The organism is Streptomyces sp. NPDC057099, assembly GCF_042671245.1.
Classification (GTDB): Bacteria; Actinomycetota; Actinomycetes; order Streptomycetales; family Streptomycetaceae; genus Streptomyces; species Streptomyces purpurascens.
Map to the genome: position 1 here is coordinate 128400 of NZ_JBHUTX010000015.1, position 12278 is coordinate 140677.

A 12278-nucleotide genomic window follows, 5' to 3' on the forward strand; every position below is an offset into this window, starting at 1 on the left:
CGTGTTCCCCCCGTACGCGCGCCGGGGCGGGGTTTTTTCTGCCGGTCTTTGCGTCCCGGCTTTGTTCCGTTCGGAAACAATTTACTCTCGGTTCTGTCCATGGGGTGGGCGACCCGGTGGCCGATCGGCCCGAGCCGGTTAGGCTCATGTCGCGAGCCACCACGGCCCGCACCTCGCCGGGTCCACGTGACCCGCGTACCCGCGTCACATAAGAAGGAGATGCTCGTGCCGTCCATCGACGTCGTCGTAGCCCGGGAAATCCTGGACTCCCGAGGCAACCCCACGGTCGAGGTCGAGGTCGGCCTCGACGACGGCAGCACCGGTCGTGCCGCCGTCCCGTCCGGCGCCTCCACGGGCGCCTTCGAGGCCATCGAGCTGCGTGACGGCGACTCGAACCGCTACCTCGGCAAGGGTGTGGAGAAGGCCGTCCTCGCGGTCATCGAGCAGATCGGCCCGGAGCTCGTCGGCTACGACGCCACCGAGCAGCGCCTGATCGACCAGGCCATGTTCGACCTGGACGCCACCGACAACAAGGGCTCCCTCGGCGCCAACGCCATCCTCGGCGTCTCCCTCGCCGTCGCCCACGCCGCCTCCGAGGCCAGCGACCTGCCGCTGTTCCGCTACCTGGGCGGCCCGAACGCGCACCTGCTGCCGGTGCCGATGATGAACATCCTGAACGGCGGCTCGCACGCCGACTCCAACGTGGACATCCAGGAGTTCATGATCGCGCCGATCGGCGCGGAGTCCTTCTCCGAGGCGCTGCGCTGGGGCGCCGAGGTCTACCACACCCTGAAGAAGGTCCTGAAGAGCAAGGGCCTGGCCACCGGCCTCGGCGACGAGGGCGGCTTCGCCCCGAACCTCGGCTCCAACCGCGAGGCCCTCGACCTCATCCTCGAGGCGATCAAGGAGGCCGGCTACACCCCCGGCGAGCAGATCGCCCTCGCCCTCGACGTGGCCGCGTCCGAGTTCTACAAGGACGGCGCCTACACCTTCGAGGGCAAGACCCGCTCCGCCGCCGAGATGACCGAGTACTACGCCGAGCTCGTCGACGCGTACCCGCTCGTCTCCATCGAGGACCCGCTGTTCGAGGACGACTGGGACGGCTGGAAGACCATCACCGAGAAGCTCGGTGACAAGGTCCAGCTCGTCGGCGACGACCTGTTCGTCACCAACCCCGAGCGCCTGGCCCGCGGCATCGACGAGAACGCCGCCAACGCCCTGCTGGTCAAGGTCAACCAGATCGGCTCGCTGACCGAGACCCTGGACGCCGTCGAGCTGGCCCAGCGCAACGGCTTCAAGTGCATGATGTCCCACCGCTCCGGCGAGACCGAGGACGTCACCATCGCCGACCTGGCCGTCGCCACCAACTGCGGCCAGATCAAGACCGGCGCCCCGGCCCGCTCCGAGCGCGTCGCCAAGTACAACCAGCTCCTGCGCATCGAGGAGATCCTCGACGACGCGGCGGTCTACGCCGGCCGCAGCGCCTTCCCGCGCTTCAAGGGCTGACCCGGGCGACCCGATAAGGGTCAAGCCTGAGCCAGTCGTACGTACGTCCCCGTACTCGGTCCCGTACCGTGTCCGGGGACGTACGCGCGTTGGACGGTGGAGCGGGAGAGCGGGGAGACATGGCCGTGAAGGACCGGGACCGTTTCTCCACCGCGACCAGGATCCGGCTGCTCGGTGAGCAGACCGCGGCCCGGGTCTACCGTTCCCAGACCCGGCGCCAGGCGCGCCGCTCCCGGCTGACCGGCCGGGCCGCGCTGCTCGCCCTGGTGATGTGCACGCTGATCGTGGCGCTCGCCTACCCGATGCGGGAGTACGTCTCCCAGCGTGCCGAGATCGACGACCTCCAGCGCGAACAGCAGCAGGCCCGACAGCGCGTCGAACGGCTGCGCGACCAGAAGGCGCGCTGGCAGGACGACGCGTACGCGGAACAGCAGATCCGGCAGCGGTTGCACTACGTCATGCCGGGGGAGACGGGATTCATCGTCGTCGACCCGCACGCGGCGCGGCAGTCGCACGCCGTGCTCGGGACGGCCGACCGCCCCTGGTACGCCAATGTGTGGGACGGCGTCGACAAGTCCGACGCCTCCGACCGATGACCCCGAAGACCCAGCCGGTCGTCCGACTCATATCTGACTCAAAGAAAGACAGCCTGAAGACAGCCATGGAAACGCCCCCGCCGACCACCCCGCGCACCGAGCCCACCGACGCGGACGTCGAGGCCTTCAAGCAGCAGCTCGGGCGGCCCCCGCGCGGTCTGCGCGCGATCGCGCACCGGTGCCCGTGCGGCCAGCCCGACGTCGTCGAGACGGCACCTCGGCTGCCGGACGGGACGCCGTTCCCGACGCTGTACTACCTGACGTGCCCGCGCGCCGCCTCGGCCATCGGCACGCTGGAGGCGAACGGCGTGATGAAGGAGATGACCGAGCGGCTGGCCTCGGACCCCGAGCTGGCGGCGGCGTACCGGGCGGCGCACGAGGACTACATCCGGCGGCGCGACGAGATCGAGGAGCTGAAGAACTTCCCGAGCGCGGGCGGCATGCCGGACCGGGTGAAGTGCCTGCACGTGCTCGTGGGCCACTCGCTGGCCGCGGGGCCCGGCGTGAACCCGCTCGGCGACGAGGCCATCGAGATGCTGCCGGAGTGGTGGCGCAAGGGCCCGTGCGTGACGAACGCCGAGGAGGCCGCGCAGTGACCCGGGTCGCCGCCGTGGACTGCGGTACGAACTCCATCCGGCTCCTGGTCGCGGACGCCGACCCCGCCACCGGTGACCTGGTCGACCTGGACCGCCGTATGACGATCGTGCGGCTCGGGCAGGGCGTCGACCGCACCGGCCGGCTCGCCCCCGAGGCGCTGCAGCGGACCTTCGCGGCGTGCCGCGAGTACGCCGGGATCATCAAGGAGCACGGGGCGGAGCGGCTGCGGTTCGTGGCGACCTCCGCCTCCCGGGACGCCGAGAACCGCGACGAGTTCGTGCGCGGCGTGCTGGACATCCTGGGCGTCGAGCCCGAGGTGATCTCCGGGGACCAGGAGGCCGAGTTCTCCTTCACCGGCGCCACCAAGGAACTCGCCGGGGGAGACCACCTCCCTGAGCCCTACCTCGTCGTGGACATCGGCGGCGGCTCGACCGAGTTCGTCGTCGGCGACGACCATGTCCGGGCGGCCCGCTCGGTGGACATCGGCTGCGTCCGGATGACCGAGCGTCACCTGGTCAGGGACGGCGTGGTGAGCGACCCGCCGTCCGAGGAGCAGATCGCGGCGATGCGGGCCGACATCGAGGCCGCCCTCGACCTCGCCGAGGAGACGGTCCCGCTGCGGGAGGCCCGCACGCTGGTGGGCCTCGCCGGGTCCGTGACGACCGTGTCGGCGATCGCGCAGGAGCTGCCCGAGTACGACCCGGCCGCCATCCACCACTCCCGCGTCTCCCACGACCGGGTCCGCGAGATCACCGAGTGGCTGCTGCGCTCCACCCACGCCGAGCGCGCGGCCGTCCCCTCCATGCATCCGGGCCGGGTCGACGTGATCGCGGCGGGGGCCCTCGTACTGCTGTCGATCATGGAGCGGATCGGCGCCGAGGAGGTCGTCGTGAGCGAGCACGACATCCTCGACGGCATCGCGTGGTCGGTGGCGTAGGCCGCTTCTGAGCAGGCATGGATCACGTTTGAGCGCGTCCGGGGGGCTCGTACGGACCCCCCGGCGACAGCTCGTCGGAAAAGTTCGTGAAGTTCTTCACAAGGAATTCGGCCCGCGAGGGCGACAAGAAGGGCCCCGTTGACCCATCCGGGGCCCTCAGGTGTCTTTGAACGTGTTCAGAAGCATGGTATGGGGGTGCCGGGGAAGGAGCCCGGAGCGGGACTCCGGGGTGGCCTCACGGAGGCTCTTTCCGCCCAGAGAGGCAGCTCACGCGGCATTGACAACGGTCCGGGGTGCACAAAGGATCCCGGTTGTCACCATGACATGGATCACGCGAGCCGCGGAGGATAACACACCCCCTGCCCGAGCTTGTGAAGGGGCGCACGAGCCACCCCCCTGAGGCGGGTGGATACTCGATGGCATGAGCACCACGGAGCGTCCCAGGATCCTCGTAGTAGGCGGTGGGTACGTAGGCCTGTACGCAGCTCGGCGCATCCAGAAGAAGATGCGCTACGGAGAGGCGACCGTCACTGTCGTCGACCCCCGGTCGTACATGACCTACCAGCCCTTCCTCCCCGAAGCCGCCGCCGGCAACATCTCCCCGCGCCACGTCGTCGTCCCGCTGCGACGCGTGCTGCCCAAGGCGGAGGTTCTCACCGGCCGGGTCACCACCATCGACCAGGACCGCAAGGTCGCCACGGTCTCCCCGCTGGTCGGCGAGGCCTACGAGCTGCCCTTCGACTACCTGGTGATCGCGCTCGGCGCGGTCTCCCGCACCTTCCCGATCCCCGGCCTCGCCGAGCAGGGCATCGGCATGAAGGGCGTCGAGGAGGCCATCGGCCTGCGCAACCACGTCCTCGAGCAGCTCGACAAGGCCGACTCCACCACCGACGAGGAGATCCGCCGCAAGGCGCTCACCTTCGTCTTCGTGGGCGGCGGTTTCGCCGGTGCGGAGACCATCGGCGAGGTCGAGGACATGGCCCGCGACGCCGCGAAGTACTACAAGAACGTGTCCCGTGAGGACATGCGCTTCATCCTGGTCGACGCCGCCGACAAGATCCTCCCCGAGGTCGGTCCCAAGCTCGGCAAGTACGGCAAGGAGCACCTCGAGGGCCGCGGCGTCGAGGTCTACCTGTCCACCTCCATGGACTCCTGCGTCGACGGCCACGTCGTGCTGAAGAACGGCCTCGAGGTCGACTCCAGCACCATCGTCTGGACCGCCGGCGTCAAGCCCAACCCGGCCCTGTCCCGCTACGGCCTGCCGCTGGGCCCCCGCGGTCACGTCGACTGCGAGCCGACGCTCCAGGTCAAGGGCACCGACTACATCTGGGCCGCCGGCGACAACGCCCAGGTCCCGGACCTCGTCGGCCGCAAGGCGGGCAACGAGAACGCCTGGTGCCCGCCGAACGCCCAGCACGCGCTGCGCCAGGCCCGGGTCCTCGGCGACAACGTGGTCTCCGGCATGCGGGGCTTCCCGCAGAAGGACTACGCCCACGCCAACAAGGGCGCGGTGGCCGGTCTCGGCCTCCACAAGGGCGTCGCGATGATCGTCATGGGCAAGATGAAGATCAAACTCAAGGGCCGTCTCGCCTGGTACATGCACCGCGGCTACCACGGTCTGGCGATGCCGACCTGGAACCGCAAGATCCGCGTCTTCGCCGACTGGACCCTGGCGATGTTCCTCAAGCGCGAGGTCGTCTCCCTCGGAGCGATGGAGACGCCGCGCGAGGAGTTCTACGAGGCCGCCAAGCCGGCCCCGGTCGCCGCCGCGCCGAAGGAGAAGACCGAGGAGAAGGCCAAGGCCTCCTGACCCTCCCCCGGTCGCCCGTCTGACGAAGGACCTCCCGCCATCCGTGGTGCGGGAGGTCCTTCGGCGTTGTACGGAACTCACCCGCCGGGTGGGCGAAGTGGCGGTTTTGCTCAGAGATGACGCGTGCCGGGGACTGCGGTGAGGCCCCGCAGGTGTTTACGTGGTGTCGGACATTCCGGGATTCCCCGTCACGGAGGTGTACACCATGGCAGACGCCGCGCTGCGGCTGCAGGGCCTCTTCGCACAGTTGCTGGGAGCACCACCCCCCGTGCGCATCCGCGCCTGGGACGGTTCGCAGGCGGGCCCGCCGGGCGCGCCCACCTTGGTCGTACACCACCGCCGAGCCCTGCGCCGCCTGCTGTGGAAGCCGGGCGAACTGGGTCTGGCCCGCGCCTGGGTGGCGGGCGACCTGGACATCGAGGGCGACCTCTACACCACCCTCGACCTGCTCGCCGGAGACATCTGGGAGCGCGGCGAGGACGCCCGCACCCTCACCCAGGCCCTGCGCGACCCCGAGGTCCGCTCCGCGGTCCGGGGCCTCGTCAGGCTCGCCGGGTCCCCGCTGCCGCCCGCCCCGCCTCCCGAGGAGGCCCGGGCCCCCCGCCGCCACCTGCACACCAAGCGCAGCGACAGACGCGCCATCAGCCACCACTACGACGTCGGCAACGACTTCTACGAGATCGTCCTCGGCCCGTCCATGGTGTACTCCTGCGCCTACTGGGACAGCCCCGACAGCCCGGACGCCACCCTCGAAAAGGCCCAGCACGACAAGCTCGAACTCGTCTGCCGCAAGCTCGGCCTGAGACCCGGTCAGCGGCTGCTCGACGTCGGCTGCGGCTGGGGCTCCATGGCCATCCACGCCGCCCGCGAGCACGGCGTGAGCGTCGTCGGCGTCACGCTCTCGCAGGAGCAGGCCGCCTACGCCCGCAAGCGCGTCGCCGACGAGGGCCTCACCGACCGGATCGAGATCCGCGTACAGGACTACCGCGACGTCCGCGACGGGCCGTACGACGCGATCTCCTCCATCGGCATGGCCGAACACGTCGGCGCCGACCGGTACCTGGAGTACGCCGACGGCCTGTACGACCTGCTCAAGCCCGGCGGACGGCTCCTGAACCACCAGATCGCCCGCCGCCCGCAGCGGGACGAGACGACGTACGAGGTCGACGCGTTCATCGACTCCTATGTCTTCCCCGGCGGCGAGCTCCAGCCCATCGGCGTCACCGTCACCCAGCTGGAGCGCGCCGGGTTCGAGGTGCGCGACGTCGAGTCGATCCGCGAGCACTACGCCCTCACGCTGCGCCGGTGGGTCACGCGCCTGGAGGCCGACTGGAAGCGTGCCGTCCGGCTCACCGGCCCCGGCCGCGCCCGCGTCTGGCGCCTGTACATGGCCGCCTGCGCGGTCGCCTTCGAGCGCAACCGCATCGGCGTGAACCAGGTCCTGGCCGTGCGGGCCCCCGAATCCGGGGAGTCGGGCATGCCCCTGCGCGCCCGCACCTGGAACTGACACGGCGAAGGCCCCCTCTCCCACGGGTGGGAAAGGGGGCCTGCGCGCCTTCGCCGTGCTCGCTACTCCGCCTTGATCGCTTCCAGCATGTTCAGCCGGGCCGCGCGCCGGGCCGGCCACAGCGCCGCGAGGACACCCACCGTGGCGGCCAGCAGCAGGAAGACACCCATCCGCGCCCAGGGCAGGACCAGCGCGTAGGTCGGCATCTTGGAGGCCAGCAGCTCACCGGCCGCCCAGCCGAAGAACACGCCCAGGCCGATGCCCAGCACCCCGCCGAACAGCGAGATCACCAGGGACTCCATGCGGACCATCCGCTTGATGCCCTTGCGGTCCAGGCCGATCGCCCGGAGCATGCCGATCTCCTGGGAGCGTTCGAAGACCGACATGGCCAGGGTGTTGATGACCCCGAGGACCGCCACGATCACGGCCATGGCGAGCAGTCCGTAGAGCATGTTCAGCATCAGCGTGAACATCTTCGCGATCTCGTTGGAGATGTCCTGCTTGTCCTGGACCTTGATCGCCGGGTTGTTGTCGAGGGCCTTCTCCAGCTTGTCCTGGGCCGCGCCGGACGGGCCGCCGGAGGTCTTCGCCATGACCTTCATGACGTACGGGTCGGACGTGTGCGGCGCGAGCGCCGACTGGTCGAGCAGGATGCCGCTGAGGTACTCGTTGCTCTCGTAGGTCCCGGCGACGGTGAACCGCTGCTTCTTGCCGTCCTCGAAGGCGACGCTGAAGCTCGAACCGGCCTTCCAGTGGTTCGCCTCGGCGGTCGTGCTGTCCACGACGACCTGGGAGCCGCCGACCTTGAAGGTGCCGTCGTCGACCTTCGGGCCGGCCAGCTCGCCGATCGCGGCGCCGTTGACGCCGGTCAGATACTCGTCGGTCTTGCCGTCGACGCGGGCGACGGCGTTGGTCATCGCGCTGGTGGCGGTGACGCCGGCGGTCTGCTGCAGCTTCTTCTCGACGTCCGGGGAGAGCGGGTTGCCGTTCGCCATGGACACCACGTAGTCCGCCTTGATCGCGGACGCCGCCATCTTGTCGATGGCCTGCTGGAGGCTGCCCGCCGTCACCGTCATACCGGTGATCAGGGTCAGGCCGATCATCAGCGCCGAGGCGGTGGCCGCCGTACGGCGCGGGTTGCGCACCGAGTTCTGCCGGGCCAGCTTGCCGGAGACACCGAAGGCGCGCAGCACCGGCGCCGCGGCGGCGATCAGCGGCCGGGACAGCAGCGGGGTCAGGATGAACACGCCGATGATCAGCAGCACCGCGCCGAGGCCCATGGGCATCTGGCCGTCCGAGCCGTCCATGGTCGTGGCCATCAGGACCACCGCGACGCCCGCGGCCGAGAACAGGGTGCCCAGCGTGTTGCGCAGCACCAGCGACTTGGTCGTGGCCGTGGCGTGGACGCTGCTCATGGCCGCGACCGGCGGGATCTTCGCGGCCCGGCGCCCCGGCAGCCACGCCGCCAGCATGGTCACCAGGATGCCGACGGCGAACGCGACGGCGATCGTGGCCGGCTCGATGACCAGCGGGCCGTCGGGCACGGTCGCGCCGAACGAACCCATCAGGGAGCGCATTCCGGCCCCGATGCCGATGCCCGCGACCAGACCGGTCACGGCGGCGACCGCCCCGACCACGAACGCCTCGATCAGCACCGACCGCGTCACCTGTCGGCGCGAGGCACCGACCGCCCGCATCAGCGCCAGCTCCTTGGTGCGCTGGGCGACCAGCATGGTGAAGGTGTTGGCGATGATGAAGGTGCCGACGAACAGGGCGATGCCGGCGAAGACCAGCAGGGCCGTCTGCATGCCGCTCATCGACTGGGAGATGGTCTCGGCCTGGTCGTCGGCGAGCTGCTTGCCGGTGGTGGTCTGGACGGTGCCCTCGGGCAGCGCCTTGTCCAGCTCCGCCTTGAGCGCGGTCTGCGAGACGCCCGGCTTCGCCGTGACGTCGATCTGGTCGTAGACGCCCGCCTTGCCGAACTGCTTCTGCGCGGTCGCCGTGTCGAACAGGGTCAGGGAGCCGCCGGCCGCGACATTGCCGTCGTCGGTGGTGAAGATGCCGGCGATCTTCGGGGTCAGGACCGGCCCGTCGACCGACATGCGTACGGTGTCGCCGACCTCGTACCCGGCGCGCTTGGCCGTCTCGGAGTCGATGAGGATCTCGCCCGGGCCCTTGGGCGCCTGTCCGCTCGTCAGGGGGTAGCGGGGGTCCTTGTCCCCCCAGTAGTTGCCGCCCTGCGACTGGAAGCCCTGGCCGATCAGCTTGCCGTCCTTGTCGGCGATGGCGGTGAAGCCCTGCACGACCCCGATGGCGGACGCGGCACCGGGAACCCGCTCGCTCTTGTCGAGCACGGCCCGGTCCAGGTCGTGGACCTTGCCGACCCGGTCGCCCTCGGATTCCTGGTAGTCCGAGGTCACGGCGACGTCGACCCGGTCGAAGCCCTTGGCGGAGCTCTTCTGGAAGGCGTCGGAGATGGTGTTGGTGAAGACCAGGGTCCCCGACACGAAGGCCACGCCGAGCATCACGGCGAGGACGGTCATCAGGAGCCGGGCCTTGTGCGCGAGCACATTGCGCAAGGCGGTACGGAACATGGGTTCTTCTTCTCAGTCCTGTCGGTCCTGACGGGGGATCAGCTGGTGCGGCCCTTGGCGTCGAACGCCTTCATCCGGTCGAGCACCGAGTCGGCCGTCGGGCCGTGCATCTCGTCCACGATCCGGCCGTCCGCGAGGAAGACGACCCGGTCCGCGTAGGCCGCGGCGACCGGGTCGTGCGTCACCATCACCACCGTCTGGCCCAGCTCCCGCACGGAGTTGCGCAGGAAGCCCAGCACCTCGGCGCCGGAGCGCGAGTCGAGGTTTCCGGTGGGCTCGTCACCGAAGATGATCTCGGGCTTGGAGGCCAGCGCCCGCGCCACGGCGACGCGCTGCTGCTGACCGCCCGACAGTTGCGAGGGCCGGTGGCCCAGCCGGTCCGCCAGGCCGACCATCCGGATGACGGAGTCCAGCCACTGCTTGTCCGGCTTGCGGCCCGCGATGTCCATCGGGAGGGTGATGTTCTCCAGGGCCGTCAGGGTCGGCAGCAGGTTGAACGCCTGGAAGATGAAGCCGATCTTGTCCCGGCGCAGCTTGGTCAGCTGCTTGTCCTTCAGGGAGCCGAGCTCGGTGTCGCCGATGCGCACCGACCCGGAGGAGAAGGAGTCGAGACCGGCCACACAGTGCATCAGGGTCGACTTGCCGGAGCCCGAGGGGCCCATGATCGCGGTGAACTCGGCCTGCCTGAAGTCGGCGGAGACCCGGTCCAGGGCGACCACCTGGGTCTCACCCTGCCCGTAGATCTTCGAGAGATCCGTGGCGCGCGCGGCCACGGTGGTGGCCCGGTCGGCGAGGGAAGCGGTGGTCACGGGATGGCACTCCTGTCGGACGGTGATGCGGTCAGGGGGATGTGATCCATCGTCCGGGTCCCCCGCCGCCGTGTAGTCACCCGTAGTTCCCGTTCCGAGGGCCGACTTCGGTCTGACCGCGAGGGGGAGTGTCATACCTGGGGATGACGAACGTCCCTGAGTGGCCCCGGTGTCGGGAGCCTGAGAGGTCCGGATGTCGAGAACAGGTGGAGTGCCCTCGTTCAGGCGGTGAAATTCCGTCATTCCGTATGCGGCGCCCACCGCCGCACGGAAGGCTATTGGCAAGTGCGGATGGCGCGTTCCGTGTGCTGATGCACCCTCAGACGTCAATAAAATAAGACAACATCGGTCCGTGCTTCCGCTGTTCGGGGGATCCGTCCCGATAGTCTCGGAACCTCGACGCGGAGCCCATGGCCTGCCCGGATGGTGGAATGCAGACACGGCGAGCTTAAACCTCGCTGCCCCTTCGCGGGCGTGCCGGTTCGAGTCCGGCTCCGGGCACCTTCCGACTCCTGCATGGTTCATTGAAGACTTCACGGCATGCCCGTTGACAGCGGGCGCATGCCGTCGGAAACTCACATCCGACAGTAGTGAAATAATTTTCACCACACGAACAAGCCTCCATGAACCTGAGAGAGAAGGTGCCCGATGCGCACCACCGTCGGCATCATCGGAGCCGGCCCCGCCGGCCTCCTCCTCGCCCGGCTGCTCCACAACGCGGGCATCGACTCGGTCGTCCTGGAGAGCCGCGACCGTGCCTACGTCGAACGGAGGCAGCGGGCCGGGATCCTGGAGCAGGGCACGGCCGACGTACTGCGCGCGGCCGGCGCCGGGGAGCGCATGGACCGCGAGGGCCTGCGCCACGACGGCATCGAACTGCGCTTCGACCGCCGCCGGCACCGCGTCGACTTCCCCGCCCTCACCGGTGGCCGGTCCGTGATGGTCTACGCCCAGACCGAGGTCTGCAAGGACCTCATCGCCCTCCAGCTCCAGGAGGGCGGCCCGCTGCTGTTCGAGGCGGAGGCGCTGGCCGTGGAGGACGCCGGCACCGACGCCCCGCGCGTCCGCTTCCGGCACGAGGGCCGCGAGGACGTCCTGGAGTGCGAGTACGTCGTCGGCTGCGACGGCTTCTGGGGTGTGGCCCGGTCGGCGATCCCGGCCGAACTGACCCAGGTCTTCGAACGGACGTACCCCTTCGGCTGGCTCGGCATCCTCGCCGACGCACCGCCCTCGCACGACGAGCTCGTCTACGCCCGCCACGACCGCGGCTTCGCCCTGCTGTCCATGCGCTCGCCGTCCGTCTCCCGCCTCTACCTCCAGGTGCCCGACGGCACCGACGCCGGGGCGTGGAGCGACGAGGAGATCTGGGACGAGCTGGAGCGCCGCTTCGAGACCGCCGACGACTGGCGCCTGGAACGCGGCCCGATCACCCAGAAGTCCGTCACCCCGATGCGCTCCTACGTCCACGAGCCCATGCGCCACGGCCGCCTCTTCCTCGCGGGTGACGCGGCGCACATCGTGCCGCCGACCGGCGCCAAGGGGCTGAATCTCGCCGTCGGCGACGTAGTGACGTTCGCCCGGGCCCTGACACACCGGAAGGAGACCGGTTCGGCGGAACTCCTGGACGCCTATTCACAGACCTGCCTGCGCCGGGTCTGGCAGGCCGAGCGGTTCTCCTACGACATGACGACCCTGCTGCACCGCGCCCCCGGCGCGACCGGCTTCGAGGACCGGCTCCAGCTCGCCCGGCTGGAGCGCATCGCCTCCAGCCGCGCCGCCGAGACCGACCTGGCGGAGGGGTACACGGGCTTCCCCTTCGGCTGAGGTTCGGGCGACGTGATGAATGACCCCCTCCGGTGAGGGGAATCACGAAGCCGCGTAGCGTGTTGGGCAGCACGATGAGGGAAAGATCCTCCCCAAGC

9 protein-coding genes and 1 tRNA gene are annotated in these 12278 nt (G+C 69.7%); 8 read left to right on the plus strand and 2 right to left on the minus strand.

All coding sequences use genetic code 11. The features are described from left to right. Positions 1-225: 225 nt before the first annotated feature. The 6 genes from eno to ACFT4A_RS20905 all read left to right on the plus strand — a co-directional run bounded on the left by eno (position 226) and on the right by ACFT4A_RS20905 (position 6953). Positions 226-1506, plus strand: coding sequence for a phosphopyruvate hydratase (gene eno / locus ACFT4A_RS20880; RefSeq protein ID WP_382832273.1), 1281 nt, complete (start codon positions 226-228; stop codon positions 1504-1506). Between the two features lie 119 nt (positions 1507-1625). Next, positions 1626-2102 (plus strand): septum formation initiator family protein, encoded by a 477-nt coding sequence (locus ACFT4A_RS20885; RefSeq protein WP_376390706.1) that lies wholly within the window; start codon positions 1626-1628, stop codon positions 2100-2102. 65 nt (positions 2103-2167) lie between these two features. Continuing rightward, on the plus strand, positions 2168-2698 hold the full coding sequence (locus ACFT4A_RS20890) for a DUF501 domain-containing protein (protein ID WP_376390708.1): 531 nt from the start codon (positions 2168-2170) through the stop codon (positions 2696-2698). Then, entirely contained in the window at positions 2695-3636 is a 942-nt protein-coding gene (locus ACFT4A_RS20895; RefSeq protein WP_382832275.1) for an exopolyphosphatase, read from the plus strand. The genes ACFT4A_RS20890 and ACFT4A_RS20895 overlap by 4 nt, the downstream gene beginning before the upstream one ends. Before the next feature lie 421 nt (positions 3637-4057). After that, the gene (locus ACFT4A_RS20900) at positions 4058-5446 is read left to right on the plus strand and encodes an NAD(P)/FAD-dependent oxidoreductase (RefSeq protein ID WP_184598197.1); all 1389 of its coding nucleotides are present in this window, start codon (positions 4058-4060) and stop codon (positions 5444-5446) included. 205 nt (positions 5447-5651) lie between these two features. Further along, the gene (locus ACFT4A_RS20905) at positions 5652-6953 is read left to right on the plus strand and encodes a class I SAM-dependent methyltransferase (RefSeq protein WP_382832276.1); all 1302 of its coding nucleotides are present in this window, start codon (positions 5652-5654) and stop codon (positions 6951-6953) included. Positions 6954-7015: 62 nt separating this feature from the next. Here the strand turns inward: ACFT4A_RS20905 and ACFT4A_RS20910 are convergent, their stop codons facing one another. Both ACFT4A_RS20910 and ACFT4A_RS20915 read right to left on the minus strand, forming a co-directional pair. Further along, positions 7016-9547 carry an ABC transporter permease gene (locus ACFT4A_RS20910; protein ID WP_382832278.1) on the minus strand — a complete coding sequence of 844 codons (2532 nt, stop codon included), beginning with the start codon at positions 9545-9547 and terminating at the stop codon, positions 7016-7018. Between the two features lie 38 nt (positions 9548-9585). Continuing rightward, positions 9586-10356, minus strand: a complete 771-nt coding sequence (locus ACFT4A_RS20915; protein WP_189726760.1) for an ABC transporter ATP-binding protein — start codon at positions 10354-10356, stop codon at positions 9586-9588. A gap of 417 nt (positions 10357-10773) precedes the next feature. Between ACFT4A_RS20915 and ACFT4A_RS20920 the strand changes: the two genes are divergently transcribed. Together ACFT4A_RS20920 and ACFT4A_RS20925 are read left to right on the plus strand one after the other, a co-directional pair. Then, a tRNA-Leu gene (locus ACFT4A_RS20920) sits at positions 10774-10857 on the plus strand. A 147-nt stretch (positions 10858-11004) separates the two neighbouring features. After that, positions 11005-12180: a 4-hydroxybenzoate 3-monooxygenase gene (locus ACFT4A_RS20925; protein ID WP_382832280.1), complete on the plus strand. Its 1176-nt coding sequence runs from the start codon at positions 11005-11007 to the stop codon at positions 12178-12180. The last annotated feature ends 98 nt before the right edge of the window (positions 12181-12278 follow it).